We start from the raw sequence: 22,433 nt of genomic DNA on the forward strand, positions 1-22,433 counted from the left end.
ACGCCATAGTGCCGGTGCCGCCCGGCCATGAGTGAGGAAGAACCTGTATGACCAAGTCGAAGAAGCTCGAATTCCGCCCCAATGATTATGTGGTCTATCCGGCGCATGGCGTCGGCCAGATCATCTCGATCGAGGAGCAGGAAGTGGCCGGCTTTGCGCTGGAGCTTTTCGTGATCACCTTTGAAAAGGACAAGATGACCCTGCGGGTGCCGACCAACAAGGCAACCGAAGTGGGCATGCGTTCGCTGAGCTCGCCGGACGTGATCGCCCAGGCGATGAAAACGCTCAAGGGCAAAGCCAAGGTGAAGCGCGCCATGTGGTCGCGCCGCGCCCAGGAGTACGAGCAAAAGATCAACTCCGGCGACCTGATCTCGATCGCTGAGGTGGTGCGCGACCTGCACCGCACCGACGACCAGCGCGAGCAGAGCTATTCCGAGCGTCAGCTGTACGAGGCTGCGCTGGAGCGCCTGACCCGCGAAGTGGCCGCTGTTTCCGGCAACGATGAAATCGCCGCTGCAAAGCAGGTGGATGAGGTCCTGACCTCCCGCGCTGCCTGATCGCTGCGCTGATCTACGATTGAAGGCCGTGCCCGAAAGGGCGCGGCTTTTGTTCGTCTCAGGGTGAGTTAACCGCAGAAGGCAAGCAGGACGAGAAGTCCGGCAATCTCAGCCGCCTGCTGCGAAGCGCCCAGAACATCTCCGGTCTGGCCGCCGACCTTGGCCTTGGCCAGGGCGCCCAGCCCGGCCGCAGCAGCACCCATAGCCAAAGCCACGCCAAAGGCCGCGCCGCCGATCAGTGGCAGCGACAGAGCAATTGCCAGCACTGCAGCCAGCAGGCAGGGCAGGGCGCGGGGGCGGCCAACGGTCTGTGACAGGCCGGCGGAACGGGCGTTTGGCAAAAATGCCATAAGCTGGGGCATCACTGCCCGGCTCATCATTGCGATTGTCAGCAGCGGCCAGACACCGGCCGCCGCGAACACAGCGGCCAAGGCGCTCCACCGCAGTCCCAGCCCCAGGATCAGCGCGATCACCCCGTAAGCTCCGATACGGCTGTCCTTCATGATCTCCAGCCGCCGCTCGCGGGTAAAGCCGCCCCACAACCCGTCGGCGGTGTCGGCCAGCCCGTCCTCATGCATGGCGCCGGTCAGCATCACCTGCACTGCCAGCGCAAGACCTGCGGCCACCATGGCAGGCAGCCCGGCAGCCAGCGCCAGCGCCGCCAGCAGCGCTGCGGGCAGCGCCACTGCGAGACCGGCCAGCGGAAACGCCCAGACCGCCTTGGCCTGGCGCTGGAAGGCCTGCTGCGGCAGGTGCGGCAGCGGCAGCCTGGTCAGCAGCACCAGCGCCAGCAGAATGTCTTTTGCCTGAATGTCGTTTTTTTGCATTTGCGGGCCTATTGCAGTGCTTGCGGCGGGGCTGCCAGCGGTTAAACAGGGTCAATCCGCTTTATCCGCGTCCACCACTCAGATGCAACGAGGCTTTCCTATGCTGCCACAGCTTTCCTCCCTTGATGATTTCCGCGCCGCACTGGCCGGCGCGCCTGCGCAGGACCAAGCAGCTGCCGCCGCCGCTGCGGCGCGAAACAGTCAGCTGACAAAGCCGCCGGGCGCGCTGGGGCGTCTGGAGGAATTGGCGATCTGGTACGGCGGCTGGCGCGGCAGTGAGCGGCCGGAAATTGCCGCGCCCCAGGTGATCGTTTTTGCAGGCAATCACGGGGTGATGGAGCAAGGTGTTTCGGCATTCCCGGCAGAAGTGACGGCCCAGATGGTTATCAACTTCGAGCACGGCGGTGCAGCAATCAACCAGCTGGCCAAGATGGCAGGCGCACGCATGGACGTTCATGCGCTGGAGCTGGACCGTCCGACCGCTGATTTCACCAAAAGCGCCGCAATGAGCCAGGACGAATTGCTGGTGGCGCTGAAGGCTGGATGGGAGGCTGTGGACCCTTCGGCGGACCTGCTGGTCGTTGGCGAAATGGGGATCGGCAACACCACACCGGCTGCGGCCCTGGCCTGTGCGCTGTTTGGCGGAGAGGCGTCGGACTGGACCGGCCGTGGCACCGGTGTGGATGACGCAGGCCTGGCCAACAAGACCAGGGTGGTGGCGGAAGGCGTCGCGTTGCACCGCGCTGCAATCCGCGACGGTCTGGACGCGCTGGCCTGCCTGGGCGGGCGTGAGATTGCGGCCATGGCGGGTGCAATCGCCGCCGCCCGGGTGCTGCATATCCCGGTGATCCTTGACGGGTTTATCTGCTGCGCCGCGGCGGCCTGCCTGCTGCAGACTGCGGATGGTGCGCTGGACCATGCGGTTGCGGGTCATCAAAGCGCCGAAGCTGCGCATGCGGCATTGCTGGCAAAGCTGGGCAAGGAACCGCTGCTGTCGCTGGGCCTGCGCCTGGGCGAGGCCTCCGGGGCGGCGCTGGCGATTCAGGTTCTGAAAGGTGCCATCGCCTGCCACAGCGGTATGGCGACCTTTGCCGAAGCCGGTGTTTCCGACAGCTGAACCAATCGGCCTGAAGATCCAATTTTGAAGCCCCGGCCTGTGCCGGGGCTTTTTTTCATTCTGCAGCTTCGGAAGAGCGTTTGCGCTTCCGCTCAGCCATTTCGAAGATCGCGCTTTCGATAGCCTTCTCCAATTCCTGCGCCCGTTCGATATAAGCGGGGTTTTGGCTGGCGGGCACGCCCGGGATCCAGTGCTGTGCCAGATCGCGCAGGTTCTGGCGGTCGTGATTGTAGAAGGTCTGCGCGGCTTGCGCGGCCTCGTATTCGCTGAGACCGACGTTCTCCAGCACATAGCGGCCGGCGCGGACGGAGCTGTCGAACAGCTCGCGCACGATGTCATCGGCACCGGCCTGATACAGCTCATACACATGGTTGCGGTCCTTGGCGCGGGCAATGATGTGCAGGTCCGGGTAGGCCCGGCGCACATAGGAGACCATCTTGACCACACCTTCCGGGTCATCCAGCGCCACAACAAAAACCTTGGCCTTGGCGATGCCTGCGGCCTTCAAAAGTTCCGGGCGGGTTGGGTCGCCCAGGAAACTCTTGACCCCGAAGCGGCGCATTAGCTGCACCGCCTCCATATCGTGGTCCAGAACCACGGTCTTGAAGCCGCTGGCCTGCACCAGCCGGTTGACGATTTGTCCGAACCGCCCGATGCCGGCAATGATCACCGGGCCTTCTTCGTCGATCTCGTCCGGCTCAGGTGCCTGCAGAGGTTCTCCCATGCGTTTGGACAGCAGATCATAGGCAATGAACAACAGCGGGGTAATCAGCATCGACAGGGCGATCACCAGCAGCAGTTTTTCGGACAGCGCCGGCGGAAGCACGTTGAGCTGGGTGGAAAAGGCCAGCAGCACAAAGCCAAATTCGCCGGCCTGCGCCAGGCTGAGTGTAAACAGCCACAGACGCCGCCGGCGCAGGCCGAAGGCGCGGCCGACAACAAAGAGCACAGCGCCCTTGGCAAAGATCACCAGCAGCGCGAGACCGATCAGGTCGCCGGGGTCGGCCAGGAATTGGCGGTAGTTGATGCCGGCCCCCACTGTGATGAAGAACAGCCCGAGCAGAAGCCCCTTGAAGGGATTGAGGTCGCTTTCCATCTCGTGCCGGAACTCGGAGTTGGCAAGCACCACACCCGCCAGGAAGGCGCCAAGCGCAGGCGACAGGCCGACCAGGGTCATCACGAAGGAAATGCCGACCACGATCATCAGCGCCAGTGCAGTATACATCTCGCGCAGGTTGGAGGCATGGATGAAGCGGAACAGCGGCCGGGTCAGGTAAATGCCCGCCAGGATGATGAAGGCAATTGCAGCCAAAGTGACCAGCGCCACCGCCCAGCCTGGCAGCCCGTCCACCAGTGACAAAGAGCCGTGGCCGCCATGGCCGCCAGCGCCTTCCCGGCTGATCGAACCATCTGCGGCAAACTGGGGGATGGCATAGGTGCCTAGCAAGGGCAAAAAGGCGAGGATCGGAATGACCGCGATATCCTGGGTCAGCAGCACCGAGAAGGCGGAGCGGCCGCCGCCGGTCTGCATCAGCCCCTTTTCCGACAGGGTCTGCAGCACAATAGCTGTAGAGGATAGAGACAGTGCCAGGCCGACGGCTAGGCTGACATGCCAGGGCTGGCCCATGGCCATTGCTGCGCCCATCAGGACGACCGTCGATAGGGCAACTTGCATGCCGCCCAGCCCGATCAGCTTGTCCCGCATCGCCCAAAGCGCGCGCGGTTCCAGTTCCAGCCCGATCAGGAACAGCATCATGACCACGCCGAATTCAGCAAAATGGCGCAGGTCCTCGGTTTCCGCACCGGTCAGGCCCAGCACCGGGCCGATGGCGATGCCTGCCGCAAGGTATCCCAACACAGAGCCCAAACCGAGACGCGCTGCCAGCGGCACCGCAATCACTGCTGCGCCGAGGTAAATTGTCGCCTGATAGAAAAATTCTTCCATATTACAGGTATCGCAAGCCTGCCCCGGCCTTGGCAATGGCTTTGCGGCGGCGGAACAGGCTGTTGCGGCAATCGGGCGCCTGTGCGGCCTTTACTGCTCAAGCATCCGGATATCTTCGCTGAGTTTGCCGATCCGGTCCAGCCGCCTGGAAATCCGTTCCTGGAAGCCGCCGAGCTGGTCAATAATATCCGCCAGGGTTTCACCGGAATCAGTCAGGCGAGCGCTTTCGATCTTGAGCAGAACCCGGGTGGAGCTGAGGCCCAGGAAATGCCGGTGCATGATCTGGCAGGCACCGGTGATGCGCGCGGCTTCCTCATCCACTTCCTTCATGCCGTCTTCAGACCGTTTGACCTGCTGCTTCACCAGGTCGCCCAGAATCTTTCGTTCTGATTCCATGTCGGCATCACCCAGATCGCGGCGTTCCTGCTGCAGCTGGTTGTCGCATTCGATCAGAACGCGCGCCATGCCCTCGACAAACAGGCTGTCGTTCACCGAAGATTTGATCTTGGCGAAGTTGCTGTTTTCGCCCATCACGTGGGCGCCAAACCAGTCCGACATCTGCCGTGACATGGCGCCGTAGTTTTGAGACAGAACAGTGACCGGCCCGCCTGAGGGTTCGATGCGCGACGCCAGCACCCGCAGATTATGCGGAATCGTGTGCATGGCATCAAAGTCTGCGATCAGACCATCAGTTTCCTCTGCCAGCTTTTCGGCGTCTTCCAGCATGCCGGTCAGCTCTTGAATCCGTGCGTTCTGCTGGTTGCCCAGACCCTTGTCCCGCGCGATCAGTTCCTGGCTGAGGGCATGTGCTGCAAACTGGTGGTAGTCCTCGAAGCCCTGGCTTTTGAGCCAATCGAGAAGGTACTGGGCGCTTTCCTCCGGTTTGACGCCCTCGTCCTTTTCACGCTTCAGCATTTTGGCGTAAAGGCCGCGCACCTCGTCAAACAGCTTGCTGCTGGGCTTGATGCGGGCCGACAGGTACCCGTCCCCGCAGGGCACCACCACTGCAAAGACCCAATAGTACAACCCATCCTTGGCCTTGTTCTTGACGTAGGCACCGATGCTTTCGCCGCGCTGAATGGTGTCCCAGAACAGCGAGAACACCCCCTTGGGCATGTCCGGGTGGCGGATCACCTTGTGCGGCGCACCGATCAGTTCTTCCCAGGGGTAAGCGCCGACGCGGCGGAACACGTAGTTCCCGGCGCGGATCACCCCCCGGCTGTCGGTTCGGGAAAAGAATACTTCATTGAGGCCAAACGGTGCCTCGCCGCTGGTTGGGCGGGTTTCAACACGGCGGTCTACAAAGGACACGGAAAAGTTCCACTTTGGGTTACAGAAGTCGTTGCTGCATCTTTAGGCCCAAATCCTTCCCAGCTGGTTAAGTCGGCAGCGGCGCGTCGCGTTTTAATTGTGCCATCACGATCTGGCTCTGGACCCTGGCAACGCCCGGATGGGGCAGCAGAATTTCATGGATCAACGTGTTCAGTGCTTGCAGATCGGTGCAATAGACACGCAGCAGGTAATCGGCTTCGCCGGTCATCGTCCAGGCTGACGTGATTTCCGGCTGACTGGCGACCAGCCGCGCAAATCCCTTGGACTGTTCCGGCCCGTGGCTGCTGAGGTGAACCTGCACAAAGCCCTGTACCGCCAGTCCCAGTTTGGCCGGGTTCAATCGGGCCGCGTAGCCTTCAATGTATCCCTCTGTTTCCAGCCGCTGCCGCCGCCGCCCGGCCTGACTGGGCGACAAATTCAGAATCTCTCCCAGCTCCTGTGCAGTGAGATGGGCATTTTTCTGCAGAGCTGCGAGCAGTTTTGTGTCAGTCGGATCCAGCATGCGTGATTTCTCCGGAATTCAACATTGTGATGCGCAACTTGCGCGCAAATCAAGGGTGTGGTGCGCAAATACGCGGAAAAACTGCATAACGAATGCGGTATTCTTGATGCAAGAATTCACCTTGTCCCGAATGACATGAAGGAGACGCGCAATGGGTCCTTTCCCGCACAACGCCCCGAAATCCGAAATCACCCCTGAAAACCCCGCAGGCACCGACGGCTTTGAGTTTGTCGAATTTGCCAGCCCGGAGCCGGACGAACTGCGGGCGCTGTTCACCCGTATGGGTTATGAGCTGACCGGCCACCGCAAGGACCAGCCGCTGGTGGAGCTGTGGCAGCAAGGGGACGTCACCTACATCCTGAACGCAGACCCCGACAGCTTTGCCGCGAAGTTCGTGGATGAGCACGGCCCCTGCGCCCCGGCGATGGGCTGGCGGGTTGCTGATGCGCAGAAGGCGTTTGAACACGCGGTGTCCAAAGGCGCCGAGGCCTATGAAGGCCCGGGCAAGGTCATGGATGTGCCCGCGATCAAAGGCATTGGCGGCTCGCTGATCTACTTCATCGACCAGTATTACGACACCTCGCCCTACAACACCGAGTTCGAATGGCTGAAGCAGTCCAAGCCGCGCGGTGACGGTTTCTATTACCTCGATCACCTGACCCACAATGTCTACAAGGGCAACATGGACAAGTGGTTCAAGTTCTACGAGGAACTGTTCAACTTCAAGGAGATCCGCTTCTTTGATATCCAGGGTAAATTCACCGGTCTCTTCAGCCGTGCGCTGACCTCGCCCTGCGGCCGCATCCGGATCCCGATCAACGAGGACCGCGGCGAAACCGGGCAGATCGTGTCCTATCTGAAGAAGTACAACGGCGAAGGCATTCAGCACATCGCGGTTGGTACCGAGGATATCTATGCCAGCACCGACGCAATTGCCGACAAGGGCCTGAAGTTCATGCCCGGCCCGAATGACACCTATTACGAGATGTCCAAGGAACGGGTGCAGGGCCATGATGAGCCGCTGGACCGCATGAAGAAGCACGGCATCCTGATTGACGGCGAAGGCGTGGTGGACGGTGGCGAGACCCGTATCCTGCTGCAGATCTTCTCGAAAACCGTGATCGGGCCGATCTTCTTCGAGTTCATCCAGCGCAAAGGCGACGATGGCTTCGGCGAGGGCAACTTTAAGGCGCTGTTTGAATCGATCGAGCGCGAGCAGATCGAAAGCGGCGAGATCCAGGCTGCGGAGTAAGCGGCATCAGAGAGACTGACTGCGCCGGGCCTGCATAGCAGGCCCGGCTTTTTTTTGTGGCTGGGGTATTAGGAAAAGGCGCAGTTTCTGACACTTGCAGAGAAGACAGTGCCAAGAGGGAAGCAGGCAGCTATGCGGCTGTTCAGCTCTTTGGCATCGTCAGAGTTCGGTTGCGGCCGCCTTTCTGATACTGCAATTGGCCTTCGCCAATGGCAATCACGCGGCCGCCGTCGATCCGGTCGCCGACCTGCACCTTCTTGTAGCGGCCCGAGGGCAAACGAACCAAGGCACGGCGGTTGGCAGCGGTGCCATAGACGCCAATCAGGTTCAGTTTCCGCAGGTTGAGGGCGTTGTTTACGGTCGCACGCCGGGCCACGGAGGCGCTGGTCGGAATGCGCGGCGGTGCAGCAGCGGCAGCCGCAGGCACGGCGGCCGCGGTCTGCACCTGGTTTTGCGCGTTGCGGCGGGCGCGGTCGACCAGATTGGCAAAATTTGCGGGACGGCCGCGCGGCACAACCGACGACGCAATGGCCTGCGCGGTGACCGGCAGTTCTTCTTCCTCTGCCGGTTTCAGGCTGGCAGGGCGCTTGCGCGGGCGCAGCCCGGCCAGTTCGGCACGGCTGAGGCCGCCGTTCTGGGCCCGTTCCACCTGTTCCGCCAGATCAGCAGGCCGGGCCTTGGGGCGCTTGCGTGACAGCACCTGGTTGCGGGCGACTTCCTCCGCCAGCGCCTCAGCTGCCGGGTCGCTGCGGTCCGGCGCAGGCGGCGGCACCTTCTGCGGCCTGCCAAGAAAAACCGTGACGCCATCCGGGTTGAGCGTGCCTTCGGGGGTGGCCTTGACCAATCCGCGTTCGTCCAGATCAAATTCGGACCCTGCTGCGGCAGGGGAGGCAATCGCGCCCGGAACTTCGTCCTGGGCGTAAGTTTCGGGTTGCGGCAAAGCAACTGCATCAGCCGCAATTTCCGAGTGGTCAACGGAGGCAGTATAAAGTTCATCCAGGCCAGGAGCGGCGGGGATAGTGTCCAGTTCCGGAGCCACCGGCCAGACACCGGTCGCAGCGTAGCGGGCGGCCTGGGCCAGTTCGTCCAGCGGTTCTGACACTGGGGCGTCTGCCGTCCCGGGCTGCAGGGCTTGTGGATCCAGGAACGCGGTATCCGTTCCTTCTTCCGGGGGGGCGACGCCGTCGGCGGTGGCTTCATCCTCTACAGAGGGGACTGCCTCCGAATCGTCGGGTAAGGATGGTGCGGCTTCGCTCAGGCCCGGATCCGGCTGATCCGCCAGAACACTGACTTGCGGGGAAATCTCAGCCGGCTGGCCGGCAGTGCCGGAAGAAGTTTTCGGCTCGGTTTCTTCGGGTTGAAGTTCGCCAGAGATGACGGCCGGGGCAGGGGATCGGTCATTGTCCGTGGCCGGGCGGGCGGCAAAGAAACCGCCCTCGCTGAACAGTGCCCAGACTGCGACCGTAGCCAGCAGCAACAGCAGCGCGGCAGTCAGCGCAAGTCCCAGGTAGCGCGGCTTGCCGCCAGTTGCCTTTTTGCGGTCAGGCTTGGTTTCCGGCCGCGGTGCGGGCGCGGCAGGAGACGGTGCGCGCAGAGCTGCGGGTGCTGGCGGAATGGTCCGTTGCGGTACTTTCTTTTCTTCTGCCGCTGAGGTGTTTGCCGCGCCCAGCGGTTTTGCAGGCCCCTGATCAGCTACCGGCGTGCTGCCATCTGCGAGCGGAGCAGCGGCTGGAGGCGCGAGAGGGGCAGATTTGGGTGCGGGGGGCAGCGGCGGGTTTTCTGCGCCTTGCTCTGGCGCGGTGCCGCGGCGGCTGCTGAAATCCTTTGCGGCAGGTGCCGCCGTAGCGTGGCCTTCATCCGGCTGTGAAGCTTCGGGCGGCTCTGGGTGCAGGGGGTCAGGTTCTGAGGCCGGGCCGGCTGACGCGGCTGTGACGGGGGCCTCGAGGGGCTCCTGCTGGCCTAAGGCTTCCGGGCTTTCCGGAGCGGCGCCGGGCTGGGCAGCTTTGTCCGTGTCAGAAGATGAAATTGCCGGTGGAGCAGAGGCTGCAAGAGCCTCTGTTTCTTCGGGTTCAACGGAAGCAGGGGGCTGGTCTTCAGAAAGATCACCTGTTTCAGGTTCCGCAAGGTTAACCGGACCGATCACCTCGACTACGGCGTTGTCGGGTTCAACTTCGGTTCCGCGGATCATCCGGGTGGTGCCAAAGAACGGTTCGCCCCGGAAGCCGCTGTCCTGAGGTGCGGCAACAAAACTGACAGGCCCGAAGCCGTGCTCCACTGCAAAGGTTTCCGCTTCGTCGAGCGTTTCCAGCGCCACTGCCGCGACATGGGTAACACCGCCTTCGGCGCAGATGTCAAAGGCCAGGTCGTCCACGGGATAAGGCGTTGCGCCATCCAGTGCCTTGCGCGCAGCCTCAATCCGTTCGCCCGCGGTCAGATCTCCGGTCTCAACGCTCAGATACCGGATCTGGTCATTCGGCAGAATCAGCTTGGAATAGACCCCTTCTGGTGCCAGCCGCAGTGCAGCCTTGCGCATAGAGGCAAGCGCTGCAGGAAGGTCCCCGGTGTCAAATGGAGTGCTGGCCACGCTCCGCCAGCCGTCCGGGGCACGGTGCAGAAGTTCTATGCCGTCAGCGGAAAGGGAAAGAGCGAAGGCCGGTTTCATGCTTTGGGTCAAACCATCCAAATCCATACTGCCCGGGGCCGCTGCTGCGCCCGGTGTTTTGCCGCGGACCTTAAAGCAGGAACCTGCCGAGTTAAAGGAAAAGACGGGGTGCAGGCCTTGCGGGCGGCGGATTGCCGTTCCCATGTAAGGGGTATTCAGAAAAGGAGCTTTTGAGCATGAAGTCAAAGAAACTTCTGGCAGCTGCGCTGATGCTGTCGATGAGCGCCGGCACCCTGGCGGCCAGCGAGGCGGACAACCCGCGCCAGATCACTGTGACGGGCGAAAGCATGCTGCAAGTGGCGCCTGAGCTCGCCACCATCACCCTGGGCGTGACAGAAGAGGCAGAAGAAGCTGCTGCAGCCATGTCGGCCGTTGCAGAGGGGATGCAGGCCGTGATCTCGCGTTTGAAGGACGCTGGTATCGCCGCTGAGGATATGCAAACCCAGCAGATTGCCATGCACCCGGTTTGGTCGCAGGACCGTTCCTACGACAGCGGCGGACGGCGCGGGATCACGGGTTTCGAGGCTTCGAATACCCTGATGGTGCGGGTCCGCGACCTGAGCGAACTGGGGCCGGTGCTGGACGCCGTGCTGACGGCCGGGGCAAACCGCTTTCAAGGGCTAAGCTTCGGAGTTAATGATCCCTCTGCGGCCGCCGACCAAATCCGCGGCGAAGCAGTTAAGGACGCGATCCGCAAAGCGCAGCAACTGGCTGAGGCAGCAGGCATGGAACTGGGCCCGGTGCGTTCGATCTCCGAGCATGGCGGCGGTGGCGGACGTCCAATGATGACCATGGAGATGGCCCGCAGCGACGCAATGCCGATCGAGGCAGGGGAACTGACCTTCACCCATAATGTGTCGGTTGTGTTTGATATGCTGGTGCCGGGCGGTGAGTAACCGGAAAAGCGAAAAGGCCGGGCATTGCGCCCGGCCTTCCTGTTCCTGATAGGGCGAACCTTAGCCGCAGGCCTTGGCCAGTGCCTGGTCCAGATCGCGGATCAGGTCGCCGGCATCCTCAATCCCAATCGACACCCGCACCACATTGGGGCTGGCGCCTGCCGCCTCCTGCTGTTCCGGCGTCAGCTGGCGGTGCGTGGTGGATGCGGAGTGGATGATCAGCGAGCGGGTATCGCCGAGGTTGGCCACATGGCTGAATATCTCCAGCGAATCCACCAGCTTAATGCAGGCCTCATAACCGCCCTTGACCGCAAAGGTGAATAGACCGCCGGTGCCCTTGGGATAGCAGGCTTGCGCACGCTCGTAATAGGGGGAGGACGGCAGGCCGGCATAGGTCACGTAATCAATCCGGTCGTCGTTCTCGAGCCATTCCGCAACCGTGCGGGCGTTCTCGCAGTGGCGCTGCATCCGCAGGGACAGGGTCTCAATCCCCATCAGGGTATAATGCGCCGCCTGCGGGTTCATCGTCATGCCGAGATCACGCAGACCGATCGCAATACCGTGGAAGGTATAAGCCAGCGGCCCGAAGGTCTCGTGGAACTTGAGGCCATGGTAGGCCGGTTCTGGTTCGGACAGAGATGGGAACTTGTCATTTCCGGACCAGTCAAACTTGCCGCTGTCGATCACGCAACCGCCGGTCACGGTGCCGTTGCCGGTCAGGTACTTGGTTGTCGAATGCACGACCAGCGTGGCCCCTTGGGCAATCGGGTTGCACAGGTAAGGCGTGGCAGAGGTGTTGTCGACGATCAGTGGGATGCCGGCGCCATCGGTGATGTCGGCCAGCGAGCGGATGTCGGTCACATAGCCGCCGGGGTTAGCAATGGATTCGCAGAACACCGCGCGGGTGTTTTCGTCGATTGCCGCCTTCACCGCGTCCAGATCGTCGGTGTCGACGAATTTCGCAGACCAGCCGAAGCGTTTGATGGTCTGGCTGAACTGGGTGACGGTGCCGCCGTAAAGCCGGGTCGAGGCCACCACGTTGCAACCCGGCCCCATCAGCGGGAACAGTGCCATGATCTGTGCCGCGTGGCCGGAGGAGCAGCAGACCGCGCCGACGCCGCCTTCCAGCGTTGCCAAGCGTTCCTGCAGCACCGCAACGGTCGGGTTGGTCAGGCGGGAGTAGATAAAACCGACTTCCTGCAGGTTGAACAGCGCGGCGGCGTGTTCGGCATCGCGGAAGACGTAGGCCGTGCTTTGATAAATCGGCGTCTGCCGCGCGCCGGTGGCAGGGTCCGGCTTGGCGCCGGCATGGATTTGCAAGGTGTCAAAACCATAGGACGGGGCGTCGGTCATCAGTATGTCTCCCTGAAAGGTCATCTGTCGCGCGCACCACAGCATGGCTGCGCGCAGAAGGCAATCGCGTGAATGCCGCAGAGGAAGGCTTCTGCGATGCCGCACAAATGGGCCTCCGGCAAATGCCGGACGCTGCAATTCCAGGAGAACTTCTGGATTTTCAATTCAGGCGCAGCCAGCCCTGCGGTTCAGGCTGCGCTCCGGATTTGGATCGTTTGGAAGGAGAGGGCCGGACCTACTTGCGGTAGCAGCGGGACTTTTGCCCAAAGCCGCTGGGGGAGCAGACGTATGTCCCCTTGGCCAACACAGTTTCTCCAGCTAGGGATTTGCTGTCCTGCGCACTGGCGCTGCCCAGGCTGAACAGACAGGCCAGAAGCGCGCCGCCTGCAATCTTGATTGAATAAGAAAAAACCGGCACAAGCCGGAGCATCGCACGTACTGCGTACATAAACTGCACCTCGTCCTCATAGGCCCCAGGCAGCTCATTTATGCCTAAACGGCATGCGGCAGCCAAACAGCCAATTCACGCGCTGCACGATCTGCACAGCACGTTTTTCTTAGGCGCAATTCTATTTTTTTTCAACGCAGCTGTGCGGAAACCCGCTCAAAAGGCCTGACCCTGTACGGCCTTGCACAGGTGGAAAGGCTCTGAAATCAAATGGTTCGTTGCCTTGCCTGCCGATGCTGGCCGGGCGTTGCTTGAACTGTGGAGGGACAGCACCAAGCCGGATTTCGGGTCAGTTTCCTGCGGTCTCGACTCGGATACGGTGTTCCACCCGCCAATCCGGGAGACCGAACCCATTGGGCCAGGGGTAGACTTCCTGCTGGTTGAAATAGACGATGCCGGTGAGGGCGGGGTAGGCGCTCTTGTCTTGCCGGACGGTCTGTTCCCAGCGGGCAACGTATGCTTCATCGCCGGAATAGCCTAGTTCGGCCACCATGACGGGCTTGCCGTACTCCTTCACCCGCTCGTAGCGGGGGGCGAAGATTTCATCAAAGCTCATCTCGCCGCCTTTGTAGATCTGCTCCCAAGGCTGCAAGCCGAAAACGGAAAGCCCAATGATATCCACGTAGTCGTCGCCGGGATAATACTTATTCAGGTTTTCATATCCCAGCGGTGACCACATCACACGAATTTCCGGTGCTTTGTCGCGGCAGACGTCTATCATCCGTTTGAATGCATAAACATAGGTTTCCGGCTGCCACTGCGCCCAGATGAACTGGCCGCTGTTGTCGTCCATCTCTTGCGCCCAGCGGACGGTAACCTTGCTCTCAAACCGGTTCAGCACTTCGCAGATAGCGGCCATATTGCCGTCGTAGGTACCGTCCCGGATGCCGCGGATCAGCCGCGCTGGCGTGTTGCGGGCATCGCGCGTCCAGGTCCAGGGTTCAATCGTGACCAAGACCTCGCGGTTGCGTTCCTTGGCGTATTGGTCAGCCTCGGTCAGCGACTCCAGAAACAAGTCCTCCCACGGCAGGAAGAGATGTTCGACCTGAACATTCTGTTCATCTGAAAAGTCGCCATTCGGATCATAGACGCCGAAAGGCAGCTCACCGGGAGGTGGCGGGAAGGAAGGAAGGGCGGTTCCGAAAAGGGCCGCTGATACAGCGACGGTGACTAGGATATGCCGGCTAGAACGGGACATTGTCTACTCCATCTTCTGCTGGAACAGGGCATTCCCCGGCCATTCCAGGTTTATTTGGTAGGTCACAGTACCCGGCGGGCCGAGACCCGCGCCGGACACAATGTATTTGGGGGTGTAGGGAGAGAACACACCGCTGCCGTGAGACAGTGCATAGAGGCTGTGCGCGCCCTGGCTGCCGAGCGCAGCAGCAATGACTGCGGCGAGTGCCATGCAGGCTGTCGCCTGAAAGGCTGAGGCAAGCGGCCATCTGAAGGGCGACAGCCTGTTTTCCCGCAAGTGCTGGACAGTAATTACGGTGAATAGCACGGTATAAACGGCGGCGTTAATCAGGCTCAGCACCACGAAACCTGCGGCCTGCTGCAGGTCTTGCACAAACAGCGGCGGCAGCGCTGCCCCCAATGCCAGCAACAGGTAAGGCAGAAGGACTCGCAAGGGCACCGGCGGCGCCTCTCCGCCGCCTTTTGGCGTTACACGGAAGTCGACAAACCCGCCCCTCAGCCTGTCCGCAATGGCCATTCCGCAGCCAAGCAGAACCCAGGGCCACTGCGCACAGGGAAACAATGCGCGCTCCCAACTGAGAACCTTGGCGTCATACGGTCTGAGAGTATCGCGCGCGCGCATGAGGTAGACGAACAAGATCACCGCAACGGTTGAAGGAAGCGCGTGCAAAACGAAACCAAGGAAGGTCACCCCGGCAAACCGGATATCCAGCAGCAGGGCTGCAATCGGAAACAGGTACATCAGCGCCATGAACAGGGCAAAAAGCGGGTACCACAGCTGGCACAGCAGGAACTGGAACCGCAGCCGCGGCGGCAGCCCCTTCAGATAGCGCGGGGTGTAGCTCAGCAGCAGCGTTGTCAGGCTGCGCGACCATTGGAATTCCTGAGTTGCTAGATCAGCCATGCAGGCCGGGCCGGCGCCATGCGCGATGGCATCTGCTGCATGGGTGCCGCGCCAGCCTGCGGAGTTCATGAGCATCGTGGTGGAATGGTCCTCAGCAAGTTCGGGCCCCAAGCCGCCTGCTTGCTTCAGGGCGCGGGTGCGCACTGCGTAATGCGAGCCGATGCACATAGGTGCCCAGCCGGCGCTATAGCCTAGCTGGATGCCGCCATGAAACGGTGCCTCGGCAAAAAGCCGCATCCGTGCTGCCCAGCTTCTGTCCGCATTGCTGCAGCAAATGGAGGGGGCGCTGACATAGCCGGTGGCCGGGTCGTCAAACCCCTGCAGAATGGCTTCAAGATACCCGGGTTGCGGCACATGGTCGGCATCAAGCTGGGATACGATATCATAGGCTTCATAGCCGTATTGGTCATAGAAATAGGCCAGGTTGCCTTCCTTGCAGCGGGTTCTGCGCGGCCATTCCTTGCGGTGGTACTCAGAAAGGCCCTTGCGGGTTGAGATCCTGACACCATGCGCCGCACACCAGGCGCGGGTTGCGTCATCAGGATCCTCATCAGCCAGCCAAGTATCGTGCGGCGGCGTTTGCGCCAGCATGGCCGTTAGGGTCTCCTTCAGAACGGACAAAGGCTCGGCTGGGGTTTTGGTGGTTATCATGGCCACCCGCATCGGTCCTTGCAGCGACGGCCGCAGGCGGCGGCGGGTGCCATTCAGGAAAAATAGCATGAAGTAGGCAAGCAGGAAGTACAGCCAGAATATTGCAGTCGAAACAAGGGTATATCGCCCGGTGCCGATATTGTGCCCGGGCTGCAGCCACCAGTGCCAGAAATAGCCGGCAGCCAATATCCACAGACCAAACACAGCAGCTGCTGCCCAGTCAAAGCCGGGCTTGGGGGAGGGCGATGCCCGGTTATTCCGCTGCATGGCGCCCATGGCGATCCTCTCTTGCGGCGGCCAGTCCGAAGGATGGCGCCGCATCCCTGATGATCTGGTCCAGCCTGGAGCGTTCGGTGCGGAAGCCCAGCGTCTGCTGTGCCAGGCGCGGGTCCGCGGTCAGCGAGGGAGGATCTCCGGCGCGGCGCGGTGCCAGGTCATGCGGCACCGTTTTGCCGGTGACGCTGCGGATTGTCTCCAGCACTTCAAAGATCGTATGCCCGGTGCCGCTGCCCAGATTCAGAGCGGTGCTGGCACCGCCTTCTGCCAGATAGTCCGCTGCCAGCACATGGCCGCGCGCCAAGTCGCTGACATGGATGTAGTCCCTCTCGCAACTGCCGTCGCGGGTGGGGTAATCCGTGCCGAAGACTTGCAGCGGTCCGCGCCGGCCGGAAGTCGCCTGCAGCGCCAGCGGCAGCAGATGGGTTTCGGGATCGTGACGCTCGCTCAGATCGCCCTCCGGGTCGGCTCCGGCTGCATTGAAATAGCGTAGCGCCGCAAACCGCAACCCATGCGCGGCAGAGCAATCACGCAGCATTTCCTCGCACATCAGCTTGCTGCGGCCATAGGGGTTGATCGGTGCCTGCGGCGTATCCTCACGTATAGGGCCGCCTTCGGGGCTGCCATAGGTCGCACAGCTGGAAGAGAACACGACTTTGTCCACTCCTGTATCCAGGCACGCATTGATCAGGGAGATCATCCCTCCGGCATTGTTGTCGTAGTAAAAGGCCGGGCGCGCCATAGACTCTCCGACATAGGCCGAAGCGGCAAAGTGCATGACCGCCTTGATGCCGTGATTTTTGATGGCGTCCTTCAGTGCTGCAGCATTGCGCACATCTGCATGCACCAGCGGACCCCATTTGACCGCATCTGCATGTCCGGTGGTCAAGTTATCGACCGTGACCGGCAGGTAGCCCGCCTGGTGCAAAGCTTTGCAAGCGTGGCTGCCAATGAACCCGGCGCCGCCGGTCACAAGTATGGCGAACCGGCGGGGCATCAGCGGACCGCCGCGGACATCTGGTCCGGCTCAGCCATCTCAGCCTGGAAATGGCGGATGGTCCTGCGCAACCCGTCTTCAAGCCGCACTTTCGGGCGCCAGCCCAATTTGGTTCTGGCCGCGCTGATGTCGGGCTTGCGCTGCTGCGGATCGTCCTGAGGCAATTCGCGGAAAACCACTTGCGATCCGGTTCCGGTCAGCCTGCAGACTTTTTTGGCCAGTTCCAGCACCGTAAACTCACCAGGGTTGCCGAGATTGACGGGTGCCGGGCTGGGATCATTGAGTTCCATCAGCGCTTCAATTGCATCAAGCAGGTCATCTGCATAACAGAAGGAGCGCGTCTGAGCACCGCTGCCGTAAACAGTGAGATCCTCGCCCCGAAGCGCCTGATTAATGAAGTTGGACACCACGCGGCCATCCTGCGGGTCCATGAAAGGGCCGTAGGTGTTGAAGATGCGGGCAATCGAGATTTGCACGCCGTAGCGATGGTGATAGTCGTAAAACAGCGTCTCGGCAGCGCGCTTGCCCTCGTCGTAGCAGGCACGCGGCCCGAAGGTATTGACGCAGCCCCGGTATCCTTCCGGCTGCGGGCTGATTTCAGGGTCGCCATAAACCTCGGAGGTGGACGCCTGGAAAACCTTGGCCCCCTTTTCACGTGCAAGTTCAAGCGCGTTCATTGCACCCATCACGCTGGTTTTGAAGGTGTGGATGGGATCAAGCTGGTATTTCGGCGGAGAGGCCGGACACGCCAGGTTGAAGATCTGATGCACCGGACCTTTGAGCTGGTAAGGCGCCACCACGTCATGTTCAACAAAGCGGAACCGGCGGTGTGACATCAACGGTGTGATGTTGCGCATTCGCCCGGTCTGCAGGTTGTCCAGACAAACCACTTGATGGCCCTGTTCCAGTTTGCGGGCGCAGAGCTGAGATCCCAGGAATCCAGCGCCCCCGGTTACCAGAACCGTCTTGCGCATCGGCACCAACGGTTCAGCCTCGGCGTGAATTACACGCTTGTTATCGTTTCGCAGCGTCATGTACCCAACCCCCATCCGGTACAGCACCACAATATAATTGTCGGGACACGTGTCCCCTGAAAAACCGCCGTGCGCGACGGCGTTTCTTGCTTCAGCTGGCTATTATTTAATGTTATTAACCAGCGCCCCCGGACAAACTAAATTGCGTTGCATCTTTCAATACACTGCCGGCCTCGCAGAAAGACGATAGCTGCAAGACGCCCGCCATCAAGCACCGGGTGCGCCTATAGTACTTAATCGTGCGGCATTACCACTTTTGGTCAGGGATCGTTCCAGCGTTTTTACCCATCAAAGGAAGCTGCGAAACTGATCCTCAGCTTTTGGTGGAGTGAACCGCGGAATGTTATGCCGCGATGTCTGCCGGTGGTGCCAAGAGAGTTGAACTGCGTTCTCTTTGCCAGTTTGTTCTGCAACGCGAGTAATTGAGGCATGGCATATCAGGCGCAGAACGCGTTTTGAATTTCAGCATTGGCAATCCCAAAAGTGTCCTTGTTTGCCCTCATCTGCTTACTCTAAGAAGCGTTCCGGCCGCCCCTGGAAGGGCTGCTTCCTCTCTCCTGTCTCGCCGCTCTTGCCAAAGGTTTGATCCCGGATTTTTCCTGAAAAGAGAAGCCTTGATTTGACTTGCCGGAAAAGCACACCAACTGAACTGGAAAGAATATTCAAGCGATCTGTTTCCCCTTGCAGAACGTTTATAAATCAAATGCACCCGAGCGGATGAAGTGAATTGTGCTGAAATGCAGAAATGGTGGAAATCTAATTATTCCTGGAGACAAAAGGGGTCGAAGATGAAGTTGGTAAGTGTTTTTGCATTCGCTTTGGCGAGTTCCATTCTGGCCGGATGCGAAGAGTTTGAAGGTGAACAGGCGCCTGAAGTTACGCCGCCGGAATACTATCCGTGCCGCGAATTGCCTCAGGCCATAGCTCAGGCTGACGCAGTTGTCCGCAATCCGGATAGGCTAAGCGCGAATGAGCAAAACTATTGGTTCGATCGCAAAGACCGCTTGGTCAAACGTGCTTGGGAATGCAAGTCTTAACCTTCCGCCAGCGCGGTGAACACCGCCTTTGGGCACCAGAATTGGTAACCATCGAAAGTGTCTGAAAACCAGCGCCAGCAGTGAACCTGCTGGCGTCATGTGTTGAATCAGTTGCAACAGCGACATACCGTGCCAGCCTGCCTCCGGAGCTTGCTCCGCTGAACCGGCGGGTTCGCTGCGAGGCTGCCGCTTGAGTAAAGAGCGGAGGGCAGGGGCCTATGTGCCGCTTCCACAAACTCTCTCTGTCTGCTTGGTTGTTGCAAAGCGAGAAACAGGCACTGTTTGGAAGCAAACGGGCGGTATCCATGCCAGAGCCGGGTGTGGTGACACCCCGCAAAACCGGCAGTGGACTTGGGCTGCGGTAAAGGCCTGTGGAGGCAAGGCGCGTCATGCCCCTAGTGCGGAGTCGGCAGCTGCACTGTAATCCAATAGTCTCCCAGCAGATTGAGCAGGTTTGAGAAATCGTGGCCGGCAGTTTCCTTGATGATGTAGCCTGCCACGTTCTGCTGATAGGCGCGGTCTACATCGCGGGGTTCGCGGGAGGTCGTCAGCATAAAGCAAATCATGTGGCGCAGGGCCTGCCTGGACCGTATCGCCTCAACCAGTTCATGCCCGTTCATCCGCGGCATGTTGATGTCGATAAGCATGATTACGGGGCCGTTGACAGATACCTCCGGATGCCGTTGCTCAAGAATTTCCAGGGCTTCCTCACCGTCGTGTGCGCGGGTGATCTGGTTCGAAAGCCGCGCCTTGGCAAAGGCCCGCCGTACGGCCATTGCTTCAAAGTCGTCGTCCTCCACTAGAAGAATGTTGACCGGCTGCATCTGTTCCGGCGGATTAAGCTGCATTTTGTTCTCCGCTTTCTGGTTTCCTGGGCCATGTGAAAATGAATTGGGTTCCGCCGTTATCACCATCGGATACGATGCGAATGTCATGTCCCAGCACATGCAAATGCTTGCGCACGAGGGATAGTCCCATGCCGCTGCCTTCGACCTTGTCCCGTGGGGCCAGTGTCTTGAATAAGCCAAAGACGGTTTCATGATGGCGTTCGGGGATCCCTGGACCGTTGTCGGTCACGGTGAACTCCAGGAGGTCCCCTTTGTCCGCGAGACTGACATGAACCTCTCCATGCTCCTTGTCGTTATGCTTGATCGCATTGGTGATCAGATTGAGCAGAACGATTTGCAGCGGGAAGCGGGAAAAAACTGATTGCTTGAAGCTGTCGTCGAATGTGAATGAAAAATCATCGGGCGGCGCTGCCAGAAGCTCCAGATCTTCGGCAAAACTGCTGCCGTCAACCATGTCTTCCGCCGGAGCATGAGTTTCGTTGCCGATCCGGGAATGTTCTAGCAGGTCATCAAGCAGGCGCGACATGCGCCCGATCCTGGACTTCATGAAGGAGATGTGTTCGCGGGTTCCTTCCGTCAGCTTGTCCGCCAGGTCCTCCTCCAGCCAGGCCGCGGCGTGGGAAATCGCCCTCAAAGGTGCCTTCAGGTCATGGGAAGCCACATAGGCAAACTCCACCAGATCTTTGTTCGACCTGTTCAACTGTTCAATCAAATGTTCCGCTTGGAGCAGCATTTTCCGGCGTTCGGTGATGTCACGTACTACCAGCGCAAAACTTGGGGAGGCCTGCTCCGGAATAGGGGACAGGGTCAGCTCCAGCCAAGTGCGGCCGCCCTCCTGGACCGGGCCTTCGCATTCATGCATCCGGCCCAGAACCGGGCAGTCCTTCTCGTGCGGGTAGTCCGATAGGCCATGCTGAAAGCGCTCCCATTCGCCCGGTGCCAGAAACTGCGCAAAGTCATTACCTGCGGCATCAGCTTCGGACACTTGGAACATGATTTGCATGGCCGAATTAATGCGCAGAATCTTGCCTTGGCGGTCGAGAATGGCAAGCCCGTCTCCAACCCCATTGAACAGCATCAGCGCACTGGATTCCTGTTGCCGAAGCTTGGTGATCAGCTTTTCAAAGCTTCGGGCAAGATCGCCGACCTCGTCTTGTAGATGGGTTGGAAGATCAGGCAACCGCCCCTGATTGGATGCCCTGATAATTTCAGAGCTCATTTCAACCATTGGCGTCATTTCCCTTTCGACCCGTTTCCTGGAGAAACGGGCGGACCAGCCAACAAAAACCAGGCCCAGGGCGATAAGGGCAAGTGTGCTGTCCGGCAGGAAACGGGCAAAGAAATCCTGCTGCTTGATCAGGGTGAAGCTGACGGCATGACCGGAGTTGCTGAGGCTGTCGAGCCGCGTCGTTACAAACAATCTTCCGCCGCTGGTTGTCCGTACCGGCGCGTCTGCGGCTGAGGTCGCCGCCTGCCAGACACTGTCCGGCAGGCCGGCGCTGCCAGCCAGGGAAAAGACGCCTTCCTGATCACCTGCGTCCCAAGCGTAACTGCCGCCCTTTGTGTTATGCAGCACAAAATCTGCCTTGAGCGGCAGATTTCTGAAGGTGTTCCTGTTATGCTTCAGCACGTTCACGTTGATAATGATAAAGCCGAACATCTCTCCGCTGTCGCGGAAGGCGGGCACAAGGACCCGGTACATCACCGTCCTAGGTTCCGCGATGCGGCCGTTTTCGCGATTGTAGGAGGCTGTTCCTGTCAGCGCCGAACGCGGATTCAATGACAGGGCGTCCTGGAAATAGGATTCCCCAGCCTTTTCCTGCAGCCCGTCCTCTGGAACGCGCAGCACTTCGCTGCCCTGTCTGTTGAGGCGCAGGATTTCCCGGCCATTGTCATCAATGCCAACCAGGCGGATTTGCTCATAGGCAGGGCGGAGTTCAAAAAAGGCGCTGAAAATTTTGGCCAGCCGGGCAAGCGCCTCCTCCCGCTTTTCACTGCTAGCCGGGTCACCGCCGCCGTTCCTGGTCAACTGAGCGACCGCCGGCATGCTGGCGAGAATGACTGCATCCGAAACCACTTGGCCGTTGGCATCTTCGGTGGCGCGCGCGATCAGCGCAGCGGTATCCATGACCTCGTCGAGGGTTCTTTGCCGTTCCAGGTATCTGGAGGTCAGGCCGCTTGCGAGGGTAAGCAGAACAACGGCCGTGATCGAAATCGCAGCGGAAAGACCGGCGACCCGGCCTCTGAGCGAGGAAGCGGAACTTTTGAACATCTGCGGCCCTCAAGGCGATTGCATTCGCTGTGATTGCGATAGCAGGCGGCTGTTCTACGCAGAGTGGGGCTGGAAAGTGAATGAATGGATAACGTTTTGTTATCCTTCGTGAAATCTCCATAAAAACAGCATTCGCCTGCTTCTGCCCCCGTCAGGGCATAGGCAGCCAGCGCTGCCTCACGTGCGGCCCGAAGGACCTGCCCGGTGGAGCAGCGCCGATGGTCAGTTGAGGGCCAGAACTGACAAAAGCAGCCAAACACTCCGGTCTCGCTGAGAACACTTAACGCCGTATCCAATCAGTCCGGATGGCTCAGTTCATCGCCCAA

General features: G+C 60.4%; 17 protein-coding genes. 5 read left to right on the forward strand and 12 right to left on the reverse strand.

Annotated features, from left to right (window positions below; genetic code table 11):
- Window positions 1-47 precede the first annotated feature (47 nt).
- On the forward strand, window positions 48-557 hold the full coding sequence (locus tag RA24_RS02885; protein WP_019294694.1) for a CarD family transcriptional regulator: 510 nt from the start codon (window positions 48-50) through the stop codon (window positions 555-557).
- 68 nt (window positions 558-625) lie between these two features.
- Here the strand turns inward: RA24_RS02885 and RA24_RS02890 are convergent, their stop codons facing one another.
- Window positions 626-1,384: an adenosylcobinamide-GDP ribazoletransferase gene (locus tag RA24_RS02890; RefSeq protein WP_019294693.1), complete on the reverse strand. Its 759-nt coding sequence runs from the start codon at window positions 1,382-1,384 to the stop codon at window positions 626-628.
- Between the two features lie 100 nt (window positions 1,385-1,484).
- Between RA24_RS02890 and cobT the strand changes: the two genes are divergently transcribed.
- Window positions 1,485-2,501 carry a nicotinate-nucleotide--dimethylbenzimidazole phosphoribosyltransferase gene (cobT, locus tag RA24_RS02895; RefSeq protein ID WP_039189651.1) on the forward strand — a complete coding sequence of 339 codons (1,017 nt, stop codon included), beginning with the start codon at window positions 1,485-1,487 and terminating at the stop codon, window positions 2,499-2,501.
- A gap of 55 nt (window positions 2,502-2,556) precedes the next feature.
- Here cobT and RA24_RS02900 read toward each other — a convergent pair whose 3' ends face one another.
- The 3 genes from RA24_RS02900 to RA24_RS02910 form a co-directional block, all read right to left on the reverse strand.
- A complete protein-coding gene (locus RA24_RS02900) occupies window positions 2,557-4,446 on the reverse strand; it encodes a monovalent cation:proton antiporter-2 (CPA2) family protein (RefSeq protein WP_019294691.1) in 1,890 nt (629 codons plus the stop codon).
- A 90-nt stretch (window positions 4,447-4,536) separates the two neighbouring features.
- Window positions 4,537-5,757, reverse strand: coding sequence for a PAS domain-containing protein (locus tag RA24_RS02905; protein ID WP_039149883.1), 1,221 nt, complete (start codon window positions 5,755-5,757; stop codon window positions 4,537-4,539).
- Window positions 5,758-5,824: 67 nt separating this feature from the next.
- The gene (locus RA24_RS02910; RefSeq protein WP_039149880.1) at window positions 5,825-6,280 is read right to left on the reverse strand and encodes an Lrp/AsnC family transcriptional regulator; all 456 of its coding nucleotides are present in this window, start codon (window positions 6,278-6,280) and stop codon (window positions 5,825-5,827) included.
- A gap of 151 nt (window positions 6,281-6,431) precedes the next feature.
- Here RA24_RS02910 and hppD point away from each other — a divergent pair, with 151 nt between their 5' ends.
- Window positions 6,432-7,532: a 4-hydroxyphenylpyruvate dioxygenase gene (hppD, locus tag RA24_RS02915; protein ID WP_039149878.1), complete on the forward strand. Its 1,101-nt coding sequence runs from the start codon at window positions 6,432-6,434 to the stop codon at window positions 7,530-7,532.
- A 142-nt stretch (window positions 7,533-7,674) separates the two neighbouring features.
- Here hppD and RA24_RS02920 read toward each other — a convergent pair whose 3' ends face one another.
- Window positions 7,675-10,065: a hypothetical protein gene (locus RA24_RS02920; RefSeq protein ID WP_241480888.1), complete on the reverse strand. Its 2,391-nt coding sequence runs from the start codon at window positions 10,063-10,065 to the stop codon at window positions 7,675-7,677.
- Between the two features lie 305 nt (window positions 10,066-10,370).
- Here RA24_RS02920 and RA24_RS02925 point away from each other — a divergent pair, with 305 nt between their 5' ends.
- Window positions 10,371-11,090, forward strand: a complete 720-nt coding sequence (locus RA24_RS02925; protein WP_039189654.1) for an SIMPL domain-containing protein — start codon at window positions 10,371-10,373, stop codon at window positions 11,088-11,090.
- A 60-nt stretch (window positions 11,091-11,150) separates the two neighbouring features.
- On the opposite strand, the gene RA24_RS02930 is transcribed toward RA24_RS02925, so the two are convergent.
- From RA24_RS02930 to RA24_RS02955, 5 genes are all read right to left on the reverse strand, one after another.
- On the reverse strand, window positions 11,151-12,443 hold the full coding sequence (locus RA24_RS02930) for an O-acetylhomoserine aminocarboxypropyltransferase/cysteine synthase family protein (RefSeq protein ID WP_019294685.1): 1,293 nt from the start codon (window positions 12,441-12,443) through the stop codon (window positions 11,151-11,153).
- 737 nt (window positions 12,444-13,180) lie between these two features.
- A complete protein-coding gene (locus tag RA24_RS02940; protein ID WP_039149871.1) occupies window positions 13,181-14,089 on the reverse strand; it encodes a glycoside hydrolase family 26 protein in 909 nt (302 codons plus the stop codon).
- A 3-nt stretch (window positions 14,090-14,092) separates the two neighbouring features.
- Window positions 14,093-15,910: a glycosyltransferase gene (locus RA24_RS02945; RefSeq protein WP_241480889.1), complete on the reverse strand. Its 1,818-nt coding sequence runs from the start codon at window positions 15,908-15,910 to the stop codon at window positions 14,093-14,095.
- Entirely contained in the window at window positions 15,897-16,916 is a 1,020-nt protein-coding gene (galE, locus tag RA24_RS02950; protein WP_039189658.1) for a UDP-glucose 4-epimerase GalE, read from the reverse strand. Before galE ends, RA24_RS02945 begins: the two co-directional genes overlap by 14 nt.
- Entirely contained in the window at window positions 16,916-17,950 is a 1,035-nt protein-coding gene (locus RA24_RS02955; RefSeq protein ID WP_152612799.1) for a UDP-glucuronic acid decarboxylase family protein, read from the reverse strand. The genes galE and RA24_RS02955 overlap by 1 nt, the downstream gene beginning before the upstream one ends.
- Window positions 17,951-18,738: 788 nt before the next feature.
- Between RA24_RS02955 and RA24_RS22170 the strand changes: the two genes are divergently transcribed.
- Window positions 18,739-18,987, forward strand: a complete 249-nt coding sequence (locus RA24_RS22170; RefSeq protein WP_152610550.1) for a hypothetical protein — start codon at window positions 18,739-18,741, stop codon at window positions 18,985-18,987.
- A gap of 395 nt (window positions 18,988-19,382) precedes the next feature.
- Here RA24_RS22170 and RA24_RS02960 read toward each other — a convergent pair whose 3' ends face one another.
- Window positions 19,383-19,835 carry a response regulator gene (locus tag RA24_RS02960; RefSeq protein ID WP_019294679.1) on the reverse strand — a complete coding sequence of 151 codons (453 nt, stop codon included), beginning with the start codon at window positions 19,833-19,835 and terminating at the stop codon, window positions 19,383-19,385.
- Complete coding sequence (locus RA24_RS21670) at window positions 19,825-22,107, reverse strand: sensor histidine kinase (protein ID WP_052254199.1); 2,283 nt, start codon at window positions 22,105-22,107, stop codon at window positions 19,825-19,827. The genes RA24_RS02960 and RA24_RS21670 overlap by 11 nt, the downstream gene beginning before the upstream one ends.
- Window positions 22,108-22,433: the final 326 nt, after the last annotated feature.

Source organism: Leisingera sp. ANG-M6 (assembly GCF_000813905.1).
Taxonomy (GTDB): Bacteria; Pseudomonadota; Alphaproteobacteria; order Rhodobacterales; family Rhodobacteraceae; genus Leisingera.